This window comes from Micromonospora sp. B006, assembly GCF_003408515.1.
Classification (GTDB): Bacteria; Actinomycetota; Actinomycetes; order Mycobacteriales; family Micromonosporaceae; genus Micromonospora; species Micromonospora echinospora_A.
In genome coordinates, this window is the sequence record NZ_CP030865.1 from 2,486,508 (window position 1) to 2,503,746 (window position 17,239).

General features: G+C 73.1%; 13 protein-coding genes and 1 pseudogene. 7 read left to right on the forward strand and 7 right to left on the reverse strand.

Features of this window, described 5'->3' with window-relative positions; genetic code table 11:
- Window position 1: 1 nt before the first annotated feature.
- Window positions 2–307 (reverse strand): DUF1330 domain-containing protein, encoded by a 306-nt coding sequence (locus tag MicB006_RS11920; protein WP_030500037.1) that lies wholly within the window; start codon window positions 305–307, stop codon window positions 2–4.
- 165 nt (window positions 308–472) lie between these two features.
- Here MicB006_RS11920 and MicB006_RS11925 point away from each other — a divergent pair, with 165 nt between their 5' ends.
- Window positions 473–1,435 (forward strand): hypothetical protein, encoded by a 963-nt coding sequence (locus MicB006_RS11925; RefSeq protein ID WP_116505990.1) that lies wholly within the window; start codon window positions 473–475, stop codon window positions 1,433–1,435.
- 40 nt (window positions 1,436–1,475) lie between these two features.
- Complete coding sequence (locus MicB006_RS11930) at window positions 1,476–1,808, forward strand: putative quinol monooxygenase (protein ID WP_116505992.1); 333 nt, start codon at window positions 1,476–1,478, stop codon at window positions 1,806–1,808.
- A gap of 51 nt (window positions 1,809–1,859) precedes the next feature.
- Here MicB006_RS11930 and MicB006_RS11935 read toward each other — a convergent pair whose 3' ends face one another.
- A complete protein-coding gene (locus MicB006_RS11935) occupies window positions 1,860–2,702 on the reverse strand; it encodes a S1 family peptidase (protein WP_116505993.1) in 843 nt (280 codons plus the stop codon).
- Between the two features lie 394 nt (window positions 2,703–3,096).
- On the opposite strand from MicB006_RS11935, the gene MicB006_RS11940 reads away from it, so the two are divergent.
- Both MicB006_RS11940 and MicB006_RS11945 read left to right on the forward strand, forming a co-directional pair.
- Window positions 3,097–4,542 (forward strand): endo-1,4-beta-xylanase, encoded by a 1,446-nt coding sequence (locus MicB006_RS11940; RefSeq protein WP_116505995.1) that lies wholly within the window; start codon window positions 3,097–3,099, stop codon window positions 4,540–4,542.
- Window positions 4,543–4,658: 116 nt separating this feature from the next.
- Complete coding sequence (locus MicB006_RS11945; protein WP_116505997.1) at window positions 4,659–5,591, forward strand: superoxide dismutase; 933 nt, start codon at window positions 4,659–4,661, stop codon at window positions 5,589–5,591.
- Between the two features lie 42 nt (window positions 5,592–5,633).
- Here the strand turns inward: MicB006_RS11945 and MicB006_RS11950 are convergent, their stop codons facing one another.
- Window positions 5,634–7,208 carry a Na+/H+ antiporter gene (locus tag MicB006_RS11950; protein ID WP_192900233.1) on the reverse strand — a complete coding sequence of 525 codons (1,575 nt, stop codon included), beginning with the start codon at window positions 7,206–7,208 and terminating at the stop codon, window positions 5,634–5,636.
- 77 nt (window positions 7,209–7,285) lie between these two features.
- Window positions 7,286–7,906, reverse strand: a complete 621-nt coding sequence (locus tag MicB006_RS11955; protein ID WP_116505999.1) for an L-threonylcarbamoyladenylate synthase — start codon at window positions 7,904–7,906, stop codon at window positions 7,286–7,288.
- A gap of 98 nt (window positions 7,907–8,004) precedes the next feature.
- Here MicB006_RS11955 and MicB006_RS11960 point away from each other — a divergent pair, with 98 nt between their 5' ends.
- Window positions 8,005–8,358 carry a hypothetical protein gene (locus tag MicB006_RS11960; protein WP_116506000.1) on the forward strand — a complete coding sequence of 118 codons (354 nt, stop codon included), beginning with the start codon at window positions 8,005–8,007 and terminating at the stop codon, window positions 8,356–8,358.
- Window positions 8,359–8,609: 251 nt separating this feature from the next.
- A complete protein-coding gene (locus MicB006_RS11970; protein WP_116506004.1) occupies window positions 8,610–11,588 on the forward strand; it encodes a glycosyl hydrolase in 2,979 nt (992 codons plus the stop codon).
- Window positions 11,589–11,756: 168 nt separating this feature from the next.
- On the opposite strand, the gene MicB006_RS11975 is transcribed toward MicB006_RS11970, so the two are convergent.
- The 3 genes from MicB006_RS11975 to MicB006_RS11985 form a co-directional block, all read right to left on the reverse strand.
- Window positions 11,757–12,137 carry a VOC family protein gene (locus MicB006_RS11975; RefSeq protein ID WP_116506006.1) on the reverse strand — a complete coding sequence of 127 codons (381 nt, stop codon included), beginning with the start codon at window positions 12,135–12,137 and terminating at the stop codon, window positions 11,757–11,759.
- A gap of 45 nt (window positions 12,138–12,182) precedes the next feature.
- Window positions 12,183–12,857 (reverse strand): SDR family NAD(P)-dependent oxidoreductase, encoded by a 675-nt coding sequence (locus MicB006_RS11980; protein WP_255419522.1) that lies wholly within the window; start codon window positions 12,855–12,857, stop codon window positions 12,183–12,185.
- 1,192 nt (window positions 12,858–14,049) lie between these two features.
- Window positions 14,050–16,845, reverse strand: a complete 2,796-nt coding sequence (locus MicB006_RS11985; protein ID WP_116511376.1) for an FAD-binding and (Fe-S)-binding domain-containing protein — start codon at window positions 16,843–16,845, stop codon at window positions 14,050–14,052.
- A gap of 106 nt (window positions 16,846–16,951) precedes the next feature.
- Here MicB006_RS11985 and MicB006_RS32310 point away from each other — a divergent pair.
- A pseudogene (locus tag MicB006_RS32310) lies at window positions 16,952–17,174 on the forward strand (CoA transferase); the annotation flags it as partial.
- Window positions 17,175–17,239: the final 65 nt, after the last annotated feature.

The window sequence follows — 17,239 nt, forward strand, 5'->3', positions numbered from 1 at the left end:
GTCAGGCCGGCCAAGCGTGACCGATCCCGTCGAGCAGCAGGACCACGCCTTCGGTGGCCGCCTCCCGGTCCCGGGAGATCTCCCGGTACTCCGGCGAGGTGGACCAGCGCTCGAAGTCCTCCCGGCTGTCGAACGACAGCAGAACCGCCTTCTGGTGCGGCCACTCCCCCTCGACCACGCGCGGGCTGGTGTCGGCGGCGAGCAGCCGCCCGCCGTAGCGGGCCAGCACCGGCGGGAAGGCGGCGGCGTACCTGTCGTAGCGAGCCCGGTCGTGGATGGTGAGCTGCGCGAGGGCGTAGACGGTCACCGGCTCAGGTTACCGATCGCCCGAGCGCTCCGGCCTCGTCCGTCGGGCCGGATCCCGCGCCGTCGCGAGCCGGGTCAACTGTCCGGTGTGCTCTAGCCATTATGACCCTGACCTGCGAATACTTATAGCAGGTTCGCGTGGCGTGGGGGAAAGAGGTGGGGCGCGATGATCGAGCAGGAGACCCAGCCGGAGGCCATACCCGAGCCCCGGAACACGCCGGAGGGCCGGGGGGAGCGGTCCACCGCGTCCGTTCCCAGCGCGGTGTGGCAGGTCCGCGTCCGCACCAAGCTCGACGACCTGTACCAGCAGCTCGCCGCGCTGTCCGCCCGCGACCCCGAGCTGGTCGCGGGGCTGCGCGCGCAACTGTCCGGGGTGGAGGCGGTGCTCGGGCGCAGCGGCGTGGTCGAGTGGCTGCGCGGCGGCAACCTGGAGTACGCGTGGCAGACGATCCACTCGGTGGAGCGGGCCATGGTGGCGCTGCGCAGTTCGGACGAGCTGACCGGGCTGCTGCCCGCGTACCGCAGCGCGGCGGCGCAGGTGCTGCCGGCCGACGACAGGGTGCTCACCGACCTCGACTCCGCGACCGGCGGCGTGCCCGTGGAGTTGCTGCGCGCCCGGGTGCAGGCGCTGCTGCTGCGCTACCACTCCGCGTCCGACGAGTTCCACGAGTCGGCGCGGCGGCTGCGCAACCGGATGCTCGGGCTGTCGGTGTTCGCGCTGCTGGCGGAGGTCCTCGTGGTGCTGGTGCAGTGGCGCACCCACGACCTGCGGCTGCTGGAGGCGCCGACCGACGCCGGTGGCGTGCCCGCCTGGCGGCTGCTGTTCTTCGTGCTGATCGCCGGGGCGCTCGGTGCGTTCCTCAGCGCGCTGCCCTCGATGATCACCTCCCGGTCCGGCGGGCTGCCCTACAAGCTGCCGTTCCAGCAGGGGCTGCTGAAGCTCGCGATCGGCCCGCTGGTGGCGGTGGTCGGCATCATGCTGGTCATCGGCGGCCTGGTGGAGACCAGTGTGAGCAGCACCGCCGCGCTGCTGGGCCTGGCCATCGTGTTCGGTGCCGGGCAGCAGGCGGTCACCGCGTTCGCCGACCGGCGGGCGGCCGAACTGCTCGGCCCGGCGGCCAAGAGCTGATCGGGCGCGGGTCACCGCCGGCCCTGGGTAGCCTGATCCCATGATCTTCATTACCGCCAAGTTCCGGGTCCGCCCGGAAGACGCCGACAACTGGCCGCGGATCGCCGCCGACTTCACCGCCGCGACCCGGGCCGAGCCCGGCTGCCTGTGGTTCGACTGGTCGCGCAGCCTGGACGACCCGACCGAGTACGTGCTGGTCGAGGCGTTCCGCGACGACGAGGCGGGCGCTGCGCACGTGCAGTCGGAGCACTTCCGGGCCGCCCAGCGCACGTTGCCGCCGCACCTGGCCGAGACGCCCCGGATCGTCAACGTGACGGTGCCGCAGCAGGACTGGTCGCGGCTGGGCGAGATGGCCGTACCCGGCGACGCCTGACCGGGCGGCGCGGCCCGGGAACGCGCGATCCGGCCCGCCCACGCGGGCCGGTCAGGGGATCGTCAGGCCGTACGCGGCGAGGATCTCCAGGATCGGCTGGTAGTAGCTGGTGCCGCCGCTGGTGCAGTTGCCGCTGCCGCCGGAGAGGACGCCGATGACGGTGCCGGTCGCGGCCACGTAGAGCGGGCCGCCGCTGTCGCCCGGCTCGGCGCAGATGTTCGTGCGGATGAGCCCGGTGACGCTGCCCTCGGCGTAGTTGACAGTCGCGTTCAGCCCGGTGACCGAGCCGCACCGCACGCCAGTGGTGGCGCCGCTGCGGCAGACCGCCTGCCCGACGTACGCGCTGCCGGCGGCGGTGACGGTGACCTGCCCCGGGTAGGTGTGGATCGCGCTCGGGTGGGCGACGGTCCCGGTGTAGCGGACCACGCCGTAGTCGTTGCCGGGGAAGCTGCTTCCGGTCCGGCTGCCCAGCACCGTGGCGTGGGCGCTGTCGGCGTACCAGGTGGCGGCGAGGCGGGTGCAGTGCCCGGCGGTGACGAAGTACCAGGTGGCGCCGCTGCGCACGTTCGCGCCCAGTGAGCAGCGCCCGCTGCCGCCGTAGATCGCCTGGCCGCCGGCGATGAGCGTGCGCAGCCGCCCGGGTTCGTGGCGCAGGACCGCGCCGGCCCGGTCGGCCGTGCGGCGCAGCGCGGACAGCTCGCTGCCGCGTACCGTGTCGTCGGCGGTGACGGTGAGCCGGCCGGTGGCCGGGTCGTGTCCCCAGGCGGTGCCGGGTGTGCGGATCCCGGCGAGCACGGCGGGTCCGGCCGGCGCGGCGACGCCGGCGCGGGCGACCGCCGGGGTGCCGGCCAGCAGGGCGGCGAGGGCAAGTGCGACGAGCGAGGGCCGGCGCATCCGGAGGACCCCTTCCATCGTCTACGGTCGATTAGCCAAGCATCGGCCCGGGGACGCGATCCACTCAAGCGGCAGTCACCGTCGCCGGGCGGCTCGCCCCGAAACTTCCGGAGCCGCGCCGGGCGGCGCAGCCATGCCCGCACACCGCCCCCGCCCGGGGTTTCACCTCTCCACCCCGGCACCGGGGGCCGGCAGGTCGGCGCATCGAGGTGATTAAGTTTTCGGAACGCTTCCGGTAGGCTCCGGGCAGAGATTCGCTTCGATCCACTCACGATGTGCCGGGGAGTCACTCCCTGACCTGACGCGGCCACCGGGCGGCCGCGCGGAGCCGACATCGTGGCGGGCGGTGGCCGGAGCGATCCGATCCCTTTGACAGGCTAGGAGAGGCGTTCAGATGGACAAGTTGCTCGCCCGCGGCAGCGGGAGCGCGGCAGCCCGGTCACGCCCGCGGACCGCTGTGGTCGCGATGGTGGCGGGGGCCGCGGTGGTCGCCGCCACGATAGCGGTGGCGACCAGCGCCAGCGCCGGCACGACGCTCGGCGCGTCGGCGGCGGAGCAGGGCCGCTACTTCGGCACGGCGGTGGCGGTGAACAAGCTGTCCGACAGCACGTACGTCGGCATCCTGAACCGCGAGTTCAACATGGTCACCGCCGAGAACGAGATGAAGTGGGACGCCACCGAGCCGTCCCGGAACCAGTTCAACTTCAGCGCCGGCGACCGGCTCGTCGCGCACGCTCAGGCCAACGGCATGCGGGTACGCGGCCACGCGCTGCTCTGGCACCAGCAGCAGCCCGGGTGGACGGGAAGCCTGTCCGGCAGCGCGCTGCGCGAGGCGATGATCAACCACGTCACCCAGGTCGCCACCCACTACCGGGGCAAGATCCACTCCTGGGACGTGGTGAACGAGGCGTTCGACGACGGCAACAGCGGCGCCCGCCGCAACTCGAACCTCCAGCAGACCGGCAACGACTGGATCGAGGCCGCGTTCCGGGCCGCCCGCGCCGCCGACCCCGGCGCCAAGCTCTGCTACAACGACTACAACACCGACAACTGGTCGTGGGCCAAGACCCAGGGCGTCTACAACATGGTGCGGGACTTCAAGTCCCGGGGCGTGCCGATCGACTGCGTCGGTTTCCAGTCGCACTTCAACAGCGGCTCGCCGTACCCGAGCAACTACCGCACCACGCTGCAGAACTTCGCCGCGCTCGGCGTCGACGTGCAGATCACCGAGCTGGACATCGAGGGCTCCGGCAGCAGCCAGGCCACCTCGTACGGCAACGTGACCCGGGACTGCCTGGCCGTGGCGCGGTGCAACGGCATCACCGTGTGGGGCATCCGCGACACCGACTCCTGGCGGGCCAGCGGCACCCCGCTGCTGTTCGACGGCAGCGGCAACAAGAAGCAGGCGTACACCGCCGTGCTGAACGCGCTCAACGAGGGCGGCACCCCGCCGCCGACGACCGCGCCGCCGACCAGCACCCCGCCCACGTCGACTCCGCCGACCAGCACGCCGCCGACCAGCGAGCCGCCGACGACTCCCCCGCCGACCGGCGCCTGCACCGCCACGATCACCACCAACCAGTGGCCGGGCGGCTTCGTCACCAACGTGCGGATCACCGCGGGCTCCAGCGGGCTCAACGGATGGGCCGTGTCGCTCACCGTGCCGTCGGGCTCGGCGGTCACGAACACCTGGAGCGCCCAGGCCAGCGGCACCAGCGGTGCGGTGACCTTCCGCAACGTGGACTACAACCGCCAGGTCGGTGCCGGTGGCACCACCGAGTTCGGATTCCAGGGCACGGGTACCGCGCCCTCCGGCACGCCGACCTGCGCGGCGGGCTGACCGTCGGCGCGACCCGGCACGGGAGCACCGTGCCGGGTCGCGTCCCCGGCGGGCGCCGGCCCGCGACCGTACAGTGGGGTGGGTCCTGTCCCACCGCCATCGCCGGAAGGACCACAGTGAACCGACGCATCAGGACCGCCCTCGGCGTCGCCCTGACCGCCACCCTCGTGACCACCGCCGCCCCGGCGCCCGCCGCCGCCCACGACCGCCGCCCGAGCGTCATCGCGCTGCCCGACGGCTTCCAGCCGGAGGGCGTCGCCACCGCCGGCCGGTACGCCTGGTTCGGGTCGCGGGCCACCGGCGAGATCTACCGCGCCGACCTGATCACCGGGGCGGGCAAGCAGGTCAGCCCCGCCACCGGCACCCCGTCGCTCGGCCTGAAGGTCGACGCGCGAGGCCGGCTCTTCGTCGCCGGCGGCACCGCCGGGGACGCCCGGGTCATCGACACCCGCACCGGCGCCGTGCTCGCGAGCTACCGGTTCGCCGAGGCGCCGACGTTCGTCAACGACGTGACGCTCACCCGCGACGCCGCCTGGTTCACCGACTCGAACCGGCCGGTGCTCTACCGCCTGCCGCTGGGGCGCGGCGGCACGCTGCCGCCCGCCGGCGGGTTCACCACGTTGCCGCTGACCGGCGACTTCCAGCAGACCGGCACCGGCGTCAACCTCAACGGCATCGCGCCCACACCGGACGGGCGCGCGCTGATCGTCGTGCAGTCGAACACCGGTACCCTGTTCCGGGTGGACCTGGCCACCGGCGTCACCACCGCCGTCGACGTGCCGGGCGCCACCTTCCTCAACGGCGACGGCCTGCTGCTGCTCGGCCGCACGCTGTACGTGGTGCAGAATTTCCTCAACCAGGTCGCCGTGGTCGACCTGAACCGCTCCGGCACGGCCGGCGTCGCGCGCGGCGTCATCACCGACCCGGGCTTCGACGTGCCGACCACCGTGGCCGCCGCGCTTGGCCGGCTCTACCTGCCGAACGGCCGGTTCACCACCCCGCCGACGCCGACCACCCCGTACACGGTCGTCGCTGTCGACGCACGCTGAGCCACCCCGGCCGCCACCCCGTCCGGGTGGCGGCCGGCCGGCTCACTCCTCCATCTCCGGCCCGAGCAGCCGGATCTCCTCGATGTCGATGGCCGCCTGGAGCTGCCGCAGCACCGCGTCGTCGATCTGCCTGGTGTTGCGCAGCCGGGTGATCTCCTGCCGCTTGTGGTCCAGCACCCGCAGCCGCAGCCGGCGGGCCATCTCCCGCTCCCCCTCCGCGTCCTCGCCGCCCGGGTCACGAACGTCGGCCAGGTGGTCCTCGTAGTCGGCGCGCAGCCGGTCCACGGTGTCCTGGGTGGCGCCCACGTCGCTGGCGGCCCGCGGCAGCGCCTCCAGGGCGGCCTCGGTGGCCCGGATCCGGGCCCAGCGCACCTCCTCGTCCCGTTCCCGGTCGCCGTTCAGGCCGGCCCAGCCCACGACGGCCGGCAGCGTCGTGCCCTGCACCAGCATGATCAGCACGATCACCACGACGGTGACGAAGATGATCAGGTCGCGTTCGCGCACCGGGGTGCCGTCGTGCATGGTGACCGGCACGGCGAGCGCCGCGGCGAGCGAGACGGCGCCGCGGAACCCGGCCCAGCCCACAGCGGTACGCATCCGGAAGTCGAAGTGCCGCGCCCGGCTCGACTCGCGGTGGTCCACCCGTTGCAGCACCGACACCGACAGGTGCACCCAGACCAGCCGAATGGCCACCACGACCGCCGCGACGAGCACCGCGATGCCGAGCGAGGCGGTCGGCGAGTGGCTGGTGATGCCGCGCAGCGAGCGGGGCACCTGCGTGCCGAGCAGCACGAAGAGGCCGCCGTTGACCATGAAGGTGGACAGGTCCCAGAACGCGAACGCGGTGACCCGGGAGCGGGCCCGGATCACCCGGGGCGCGGCGTAGGACAGCACCAGCCCGGACACGACGACCGCCAGCACGCCGCTGGCGTGCACCGCGTCGGCGAGCAGGAACGCGACGAACGGGGTGAGGATGCTCAGCCCGCCCTCGCGCATCGGGTCGTCCACGTGCTTGCGGATCAGCACCACTACCGCGCCGACGAGCAGGCCCGCGGCCACCCCGCCGGCCGATTTGCCGACGAACTCGCCGGTGAGCAACAGCGGCCCGGGCACCGTCCCGCCCGCGACCACGCCCGCCGCCACGGCGAAGAGCACGAGCGCCGTACCGTCGTTGACCAGGCTCTCCGCGCGCAGCGTGGTGAGGATGCCGCGCGGCATCCGTTTGGCGAGGCCGGCCACGGCGGCGGCGTCGGTGGGCGCCAGGACCGCGCCGAGCACCCAGGCGGAGGCCGCCGCCACGCCGAGCGCCTGCGCGGTGAACGCGACAGCGGCCATCGTGACGATCACCAGCACGACGGCGAGGCCGATGATCACGACCAGGTTGGCCCGGATCTCGCGCAGGCTGGTGACCAGGCTCTCCCGGTAGAGGATCGCCGGGAGGAACAGCACCAGCACGACCTCGGGTTCGAGGATCAGGTTGTCGAACGGCGGCAGCAGGCCGATCAGCGCGCCCATGGCGATCAGCAGGACGGGCGGCGCGACACTGTAGCGACCGCCGATCGTGGTGCCGACGAGCACTGTCGCGCCGAGCACCGTGATCAGCAGGAGTGCTTCCACGCCGTACCCCCGTCACCGTCCCCCGGGTCCCTACCGTGCCCCACGACGGCGCCCGGACGGGGCGGAATCGGTGATCGCTACTCGAAGCGGGCCGGGTCTCCGGCGCCGCGACGCAGGATCTCCGGCTCCTCGCCGGACAGGTCGACCACGGTGGTCGGCTCCAGCCCGCAGTCACCGGCGTCGACCACGGCGTCGATCAGGTGGTCGAGCCGTTCCTTGATCTCCCAGCCCTGGGTCATCGGCTCGTCCTCGCCGGGCAGCAGCAGCGTGCTGGACAGCAGCGGCTCACCCAGCTCGGCCAGCAGCGCCTGGGTCACCGTGTGCCTCGGCACCCGCGCCCCGACCACCCGCCGCCGCGGGTCCTGCAACCGCCGGGGCACCTCGGCGGTGGCCGGCAGCAGGAACGTGTAGCTGCCCGGGATGACCGACTTGACCTGGCGGAAGACCGCGTTGCTGAGCTTGACGAACTGGCCGAGCTGGGCGAAGTCGGCGCACATCAGCGTGAACGGGTGCCGGTCGTCGAGCCGCCGGATCTCGCGGATGCGCTCCACCCCGTCGCGGTTGCCGATGCGGCAGCCGAGCGCGTAGCAGGAGTCGGTCGGGTAGGCGATCACCCCGTCGGCGCGCAGCAGGTCCACCACCTGCCGGATCACGCGGGGCTGGGGATTGTCCGGATGCAGGTCGTAGTACCTCGCCACGACGGTCAGCCTATGTCCGCGCCGGGCCGGACGCAGGTTTGCCGGGCGCGGATTCCGGAAACAGGTGGGGGCCGTTCACGACAGGGGGGGACCGAATCATGTCCGAAGCCAGCACAGACCGCGTCGCCGACCGCCCCGCGGAGGTGACCGATCCGCTGCTGTGGGACCTGGCCGCCGCGGTGGCCGACGCGCACCAGCCCGACGCCGAACGTGTCTGCGCGAGCCCGAGTTGCGCCGGGGCCGCCTGGCCGTGCGCCGCGTGGAACGCCGCGCAGACCGCGCTGATCACGGCCCGGACGCCGCGGCCCGGCACGCCGTCGCGCCCCGCCACTGCGCCCGGCCCGATCGCGTCGCGCCCCGCCGGGACCGGCGCCCCGGCCGCCCGGACGCACGCCACCGGCCAGCCGGCCGCCGCTGACGCCACGCAGCGGCTCGCCGCCACCGCCGCCTGAGCACGGGTACGCGCGGCGCCGCCCCCGGTCACCGGCCGGGGGCGGCGTCGTGCGCGGTCGTCCGCCCTGCTCACCGGGCGTACGGGAGGCTGCTGCGGAGGGTCAACCACAGCGACGGAGAGCGCTCTCTTTGGTAACAGGACATTGACGGATCCGTAACCCGAACCTTAATGTCCCTTCCCAAGAGAGCGCTCTCACAGCGATCGACCATCACCCCGTACCCCCGCTTCTCCTCCGTGAAGGGGACCTCCATGACCCTCCTGCGGGACTTCTCCCCCGACCCCGTACCCGCGACGCCCGTCCCGTCCCCGGCCCGGCGGCGCGGCCGTCGGGCCGCCGCCCTCGTCGCCGCGTCAGTGCTCGCCGCCGGCCTGCTGGGCGTCGTCGTCGGCGGTGGCGGCACCGCCACCGCCGGCGCCGTCGGCGCGGGCAGCTACACCGAGACGCGACCGGCCGGCGCCCTGCTGCCGAAGGGCTGCGGCGCGATCAGCACCAACCCGAGGACGTTCACCACCGCCGACGCGCCGGCCGGCGCGATCCCCACCAACGACTGGTGGTCCTCGCTGATCTGGAAGCGCAACAACTGCACGGGCAGCGAGGTCCTGCACGCGCATCCACTGGCGTACAAGGCCGAGAACAACGGGCTCGGACTGTCCTACACCACCACGCCGGCGATCAGCGGCACCGCCACCGGCGTGGGCGAGTTCCACTACCCGTACACCGAGGACGTGCGCGTCGGGATGCCCGGCCTGGCCGCGCCGGTGGTCAAGGCCGCCGGCTGGACCGACTGGACGGTCACCGCAGACTGGAGCGACGGCAGCCGCACCATGCGCGCCACCATCGGCCACGGCCTGCCGATCGGCTACTACACGGTCAGCGGCGGCACCGCGCAGCTCACCGCCGCCGGCACGCCCACCGTCTGGCGCAACTCCGGCGCCACCATCGGCTTCACCGTCCGCGGCCACGACTACGTCGCGTACGCGCCGACCGGCGCGACCTGGACCGTCAACGGCACCAGCATCAGCTCGACGCTGGCCGGCAAGGCGTACTTCTCGGTGGCCGCGCTGCCCGGCGGCGGCGACCGGGCCGCGCTCGCCGACACCTACGCCCGCTACGCCCACGCGCACGTCACCGGCACCCGGATGAGCTACTCCTACGACCCGTCCGCCGGCACCGTGCGCACCACGTACGCGTTCACCACCACGCCCCGCGAGGGCAGCGAGACGAAGACGGTGGTCGCGCTCTACCCGCACCAGTGGCGCAGCCTCACCGGCGCCACCCCGATCAGCCAGACGTACGTCTCGGCGCGCGGCGCCATGCGGATCCTCACCGGCGTGCCGTCGTTCACCACCACGATGCGCTTCACCGGCGTGCTGCCCGAGGTGCCCGCCGTCGGCGACTCCAGCGGCGCGGACCTGTCCACAGTCACCGGCTACCTGAACGCCGAGCAGGGCAACCCGGAGGGCGTCAGCGGCCCCGACACGTACTGGGCCGGCAAGGGACTCGGCCGGGCCGCCCGGATCGCCGAGATCGCCGACCAGCTCGGGCAGACCTCGGTCCGTGACTCCGCGCTGACCGCGATGAAGAACCGGCTGACCAACTGGCTCACCGCGGGCTCGGGCGAGAGCGGCCAGCTGTTCTACTACGACCGCAACTGGGGCACGCTGATCGGCTACCCCGCCTCGTACGGCTCCGACGAGGACCTCAACGACCACCACTTCCACTACGGCTACTTCATCGCCGCCGCCGCCACGGTCGCCAAGTTCGACCCCGGCTGGGCCGACGACAGCCGCTACGGCGGCATGGTCGACCTGCTCATCCGCGACGCCAACAACTACGACCGCGCGGACAGCCGCTTCCCCTACCTGCGTGACTTCGACATCTACGCCGGGCACGACTGGGCCTCCGGGCTGGCGCCGTTCTTCGCCGGCAACAACCAGGAGTCCTCGTCGGAGGGGATGAACTTCGCCAACGCGCTGATCCAGTGGGGTCAGGCCACCGGCGACACCGCCGTCCGCGACGCCGGCGTCTACCTGTGGACCACCCAGTCCGCCGCCATCTCCGAGTACTGGTTCGACGTGTACGACCAGAACTTCCCGTCCGCGTTCGGGCACAAGACCGTCGGCATGGTGTGGGGCGACGGCGGGTCGTACTCCACCTGGTTCTCCGCTGCGCCGGAGATGATCCAGGGCATCAACATGCTGCCGATCACCGGCGGTCACCTCTACCTGGGCGACTTCCCCGAGTACGTCAAGGCCAACTACGCCGAGCTGGTCACCAACAAGGGCGGCCCGCCGACGGTGTGGCAGGACATCATCTGGGAGTTCCTGGCCCTCGGCGACGGCGAGCAGGCGTTGCGCAACTTCCGTGCCAACAGCGGATTCACCAGCGAGGAGGGCGAGAGCAAGGCGCACACGTTCCACTGGATCCGCAACCTGGCCGCGCTCGGCACCGTGGACACCACAGTGACCGCCAACCACCCGCTGGCGAAGGTGTTCGTCAAGAACGGCGTCCGCACCTACGTGGCGTCGAACATCACCGCCCGCCCGCTCACCGTCACGTTCTCCAACGGCGTCACGCTCACCGTTGCGGCCGGGAAGACCGCCACCTCCGGGGCGTACACCTGGAGCGGCGGCAACGCCACCGGCGGCGGAACCGTGCCGACCGGCACCCCGACGACCTCGACGCCCAGCCCCACCCCGACCACCGCCAGTCCCACGCCGACCTCCGCCAGCCCCAGCCCGACGGGTACGGGCAGCCCGCTGAAGCCGGTCCGGTACCTGCGCTCGGGCGGCGGGCTCGACGGCAACGCCGGCACCGCCGGCACGGTGAACGTGGCGGCGGCGAACGGCAACCACGACGGCACGCCGGCCAACCCGCAGGTCTTCACCGCCACCGGGCTGACCGGCACGTTCACCGGCGGCGCCACCGCGTTCGACCTGGCCGTCGACGCGGGCACCGCGGTCGGCAACGGCGTCCAGATCCGGGTCTCCTACGACCTGACCGGCAACGGCAGCGTCGAGCGGGTGGAGACCTACCGGTACTTCGCCACCGACCCGATCCCGGGCGCGGAGCGCTACCGGCAGACCCAGGGCCTGCTCTCGGCCACCGGCACGCTCGGCAACATGTCGGGCGGGACGGTACGCGTCGAGGTGTGGAACGCCATCGGCGGCGCGCCCACGATCCTCGGCGTGGGCAACAGCTCGACTGTCACGCTGCCGTACCTCTGACGGCACCGGTTCCGGCGCCCCGGCTCACCGCCGGGGCGCCGGTCCACATCCGGGGCGCCGGTCCACATCCGGGGCGCAGGTCAACGTCCGGGCCGAGGGTCCCCTCCGGGGCGCAGTTGCCCTCGGGGGGAGCCGGTTGGCATCCGGGGCGCCGACTCAGGTCCAGGGTCACGGCCAGCGGGTGGCGGTGGCCTCGAACAGTTCGCCGTCGCTGGCCACCGGGATGACGCAGAGCAGATGCCCGCCCGGCGCGCGCAGCACGTGGCAGTCGAGCCAGCGGGACACCGGTGTGGCGCCCAGCCCACGCAGCCGCTCGACCTCGGCCGCCACGTCGTCGGTCTCGATGTCGAGGTGGTAGCGGGGCGCGTCGTCTACCGACTGCACGGCGGTGACCAGCCCTGGCACCACGTCGGCCAGGCCGGTGAACTCCGGTTCGGCCGGATCGGTACGCGGGTCCGCGCCGAGCGCGGCGGACCAGAACGCGGCGGACTCCCCCGCCTCGTCCTTCGGCGCGTCGATGATCAGGGCGTACAACCGCGATCGATGCATCGCCCGAGCCTAACCGTGCCGGCCGTCGGCGGCGGCCCGGCGAGGTCAGGCGGTCACGTGGGCGCTGTCGCCCGCTGTCGCGGCGAACGACGTGCCGCTGACCATCCGCGCCGCGTCCGAGGCGAGGAACACCACGAGCGGCGCGACGTCCTCCGGCTCCACCCACGGCACGCCCAGCGGCGTCTTCGCCCGCAGCGCCTCAACCGCTTCGCGCTCCACCTCGGCCAGGTCACCCGACGGTGACTTCCCGGCCTCGACCAGCGCCTGCACGTAACGGTCCCGGTGCCGGGTCAGCGCGGTGTCGACCAGCCCCGGGATCACCGCGTTCACCGTCACGCCGTGCGGCCCGAGTTCCAGCGCGGCGGACTTCATCAGCCCGATCAGGCCCCACTTGGACGCCGAGTACGCGGACCCGTTCGTGGTGCCGTGCTGCCCCTGGGTGGACGACGTGATGACGATCCGCCCGCCGCCGCGCCGTACCAGCAGCGGCGCGAACACCCGCAGCACGTTGGCGGCGCCGGTGAGGTTCACGTCGATCTGGTCGTGCCAGTGCTGGTCGGTCATCTCCAGCAGCGGCGCGAACGCCTGGATGCCGGCGTTGGCGAACAGCACGTCCACGCCGCCGTGCTCCCGTTCGACCACCTCGGCCACCGCCCGTACCGCCCCGATGTCGCGCTGGTCGGCCACGTGCGCCGACCAGCGAGCGCCGGCCGCCGTCACCCGCCGGCCGGTCTCGGCCAGGTCGTCCGGCGTTGGCGGGCGGGAGGTCCAGGATCGGGCTGACCGGCCCGGCGACGTCCATGCCGGCCACGTCCGCGCCCGCCTGGGCCAGCGCGACCGCGGCGGCCCGGCCGATCCCGCGCGCGGCGCCGGTGACCACAGCGACCCGCCCCGACAACATCCCGGCCGCCACCGCGTCACCCCTCCCGTGGACTCCCCCTCTCGCACCGTAAGCCCTGCTGCCCCCGGCCCGCCCGCAATCGAGACCCCGGTACGCCCGCCCAGCTCACGGCACCCGGGCCGCTCATCACCGACGCCTCCCTCAACCGGCACACCGCCTCGATCACGCAACCCACGCGCCCCCGCCCCAAGCCAAGGTCAACACCACTGCGGGGGAATGGCCGCATCCAACCCACCCGGACGAGACCACCTCCCCGAACTGGTGTCGATCACGCAAGCAACCGGCACTCGACCGAGGCCAAGGCCAACACCAGTGGGGGAAGTGGCCACATCGAACCCGCCCGGACCAGACCACTCCCCCGAGCTGGTGTCGATCACACGAGGAGCCGGCACTCGCCGACACCAAGGTCAACACCAGTACGGGGAAGTGGCCACATCGAACCCGCCCGGGCCAGACCACTCCCCCGAGCTGGTGTCGATCACCCAACCCACGCGCAGCCGGCCAAGCCAAGGTCAAAACCATCACGGGGAAACGGTCACATCCAACCCACCCGGACCAGACCACTCCCCCGAGCTGGTGTCGATCACACGAGGAGCCGGCGTTCGACCGACGCCAGGGCCAAACACCAGTACGGGGAAACGGTCACATCGGACCTGCCTGAACCGGACCACTCCCCGACCTGGTGTCGATCACGCAACCCCCCGCGCAGCCGGCCAAGCCAAGGTCAACACCATCACGGGGAAGTGGTCACATCCAACCCACCCGGACCAGACCACTGCCCCGAGCTGGTGTCGATCACGCATGACCTGCCCGCACCCGGGAGCCCACACCACCAAGGTCAACACCACCTCGCCGAAGTGGCGGCATCCCCCTCACGAAAACCAAGTCACCCAACCAGGGCCAAGGTCAACACCAGTACGGGGAAGTGGTGCCATCCGACCCACCCGGACCCCACCACCTCCCCGAGCTGGTGTCGATCTCGGGAGGACGACACACCACTCCGCCGGACCGCTACGGCGAGGTGGCCTCGGCCAGCAGCTCCAGCAGGTGCCGGTACGGCTGCCCGGTGGCCCGCGCCAGCCCGATCTCGCAGGTGCGGTTCACCGAGGCGTACCCGTCGAAGGGCCGGGACGCGACGGCGGCGGCCTCGGCCCGGGTGGCCGACGCGGTCAGCTCCGGGTGCAGCAGTCCCCGGTCCCCGGCGAAGCCGCAACACTGCCAGCCCTCCGGGACCACCACCTCGTCGGCTACCGCGCGGGCCACGGTGAGCAGCGCGTCGTCCAGGCCGAGCCGCACCGACGAGCAGGTGGGGTGCAGCGCGAGCGAGCCGATCCGGCGGCGCACGGTCAGCCGGGGCAGCAGCGTGCCGGCGGTGTACGCGACCGCGTCGACGACCCGCACGTCCGCGGCGCCGTCGAGCAGCCGCTCGAAGCCCTCCGTGCAGGACGCGGCGTCGCTGATCACCGGCAGCGCGCCGTCGCGGCTGGCCGCGCGCAGCACCGGCAGGACCCGGTCGCGCACCGTCCGGTAGCCGTCGGTGAGTCCCTTGGACGACCAGGGGGTGCCGCAGCAGAGGTCGCCGATGCCGTCGGGCACGAGCAGCCGTACGCCGGCCCGCTCGGCGAGCGTGAGCAGCGCGGCGGCCACGCCGGTGCCGCCCTGCGCCGGGGCGAACAGCGTGCCCAGGCAGGAGGGGACGAACACGGCGTCCGGGTCGTCGGCCGGGTGGGGACGGCGTGCGGTGCCGCCCCGGGGCAGGTCCCGTTGCCACCGCGGTACCCGGTCGGCGCCGAGCACCGCGCGGGCGGCCCGGGTGGCGGCCTCGGGCAGCGCCGCGGGCAGCGCGCCGGCCAGGTCCAGTCCGCGTGCCATGCCCCGGGTGGTGGCGCCCCAGCGACGGGCCGCCGTCCGCCAGCCGGTCGACGCGGCCCGGCCGTACTCCTGCGCGCGCAACCGCTTGACCAGGTCACCTGTGTTGATCAGGACCGGGCAGGCGGTGGCGCACATGCCGTCGACGGCGCAGGTCTGCACCGCGTCGTAGTCGTATGCGTCGGTCAGCTGCCGGACCAGCGCGGTGTCGCCGGCGGCCTGCGCGGCGGCGATCTCCCGGCGCAGCACGATGCGCTGCCGGGGCGTGGTGGTGAGGTCGCGGCTGGGGCAGACCGGCTCGCAGTAGCCGCACTCGACGCAGCGGTCCACCTCCTCCTCCACCGTCGGCACGGTCTTGAGGTGCCGCATGTGGATCTCCGGGTCGTCGCTGAGCAGCACGCCCGGGTTGAGCACGCCGTCCGGGTCGCAGAGCGTCTTCAGCTCGCGCATCACCTCGTACAGCTCGTCGCCGAACTGGCGGCGCACGTACGGGGCCATCACCCGGCCGGTGCCGTGCTCCGCCTTGAGCGTGCCGCCGTGGCCGAGCACCAGGTCGACCATCTCCTCCGTGAAGTCGGCGTACCGTGCCGGGGCCTCGCCGCCGTCGAACCGCTCGTTGAGCATGAAGTGCAGGTTGCCGTCCTTGGCGTGGCCGAAGATGACGCTGTCGGCGTACCGGTGCCGCTCGAACAGGTCGGCCAGCGACGCGCAGGTGCCGGCGAGCGCCTCGACCGGCACGGCGATGTCCTCCAGCAGCGCCGTGGTGCCGGACGGGCGGGCGCCGGCCACCGCCGCGTACAGGCCCTTGCGGATGTGCCACAGCGCGGCCCGGGCCGCGGGTTCGCCGCTGAGCCGGGCGGGGGCGCTCAACGGCAGGCCGGCGAGCACCGGGCCGGCGTCGGCGACCCGCGCGGCCAGCGCCTGCGGGTCGGACTCCTGCCACTCCACGAGCAGCGCGGCGTGCCCCCGCACGGCCAGGCCACGCAGCGCGGCGTCCGCCTTCGGGTCACGCTGGGCCACCCGCAGGGCGACGGCGTCGAGCAACTCGACCGCCGCCGGCCCGGCCGCCACCAGCGCCGGCATGGCGGCCATCGCCGCACCGAGGGAGTCGAAGACCAGCAGGCCCGTCGCGGCGTGCCGGTGCACGGGTACGGTGCGGAACGTCGCCGACGCGACGAACGCGAGCGTGCCCTCGCTGCCCACCACGAGCCGGGTGAGCAGATCGGCCGGGTCGTCGTGGTCGAGGAACGCGTTCACGCCGTACCCCATGGTGTTCTTCATGGCGTACTGGGCGCGGACGCGGCGCACCGAGTCGGGATTTCCGCGTACCCGGTCGCGCAGCCGCAGCAGCCCGGCGTGCAGTGCCGGTTCGGCGGCGCGCAGCCGGGCGTCGGCGTCCGGGGCGCCGGTGTCGAGCACGGTGCCGCTGGGCAGCGCGAGCACCAGCGACTCCAGCGTCCGGTACGTGTTGAACTCGGTTCCGCAGGTCATGCCGCTGGAGTTGTTGGCGACCACGCCGCCGACGGTGCACGCGGACTCGCTGGCCGGGTCGGGGCCGAGCTTGCGGCCGTACGGCGCGAGCCGGGCGTTCACCTGCCGCAGCACCACCCCCGGTTGCACCCGCACCCGCCGTCCGTCGTCGAGCACGCTCAGGTCGCGGAAGTGCCGCCGCACGTCGACGAGCAGCCGGTCGGTGACCGCCTGGCCGCTGAGGCTTGTGCCGCCGGAGCGGAACGTCAGCGGCGTGCCGGTGTGGCGGCTGTGCGCCAGCAGCGCGGCGACCTGACCGGCGTCGGACGGGGTGATCACCGCGCCGGGGTGCAGCAGGTAGTGCGAGGCGTCGTGGGCCATCCGCAGCCGGTCCGCGGCCCGGGTCGCCACGCCGCCGGGCACCACCGACTCCAGCCCGGCCCGCGCGGACGCGCTCAGCTCCGTCATGATCACCGCACCTCCCCCGGCCCAACAGTAGGCGGAATCCTGCAAAAAAGGTGATCGAGCTGGTCTGCTATCGGTCCCAGGCCACGCGCCGGGTTGCTTCAGATCCGCGATCGCGGCGGCTGCGGTTCAGCAGGTCGAGGGCTTCCGGCCCGGGGTAACCGAACGACTCGGCCTCGCCCGAAAGGCTGCCTCGCCGCAACCCTCGCTTCGTGTACGGGCGGATGACCGGCTGAGGACAGGACGGGCCACCGGCACACAGCGCCGGGCGCGACATCGACTACCTGGCGCTGACCGGCGCGCTGCACGCCGTGGGCCCGGCCGGCGAACGCTCGGCAATCTCGGATGGCGTCGCACCAGCAGTACTGTCGTGAATAAGACAACGGACCTTCAGCAT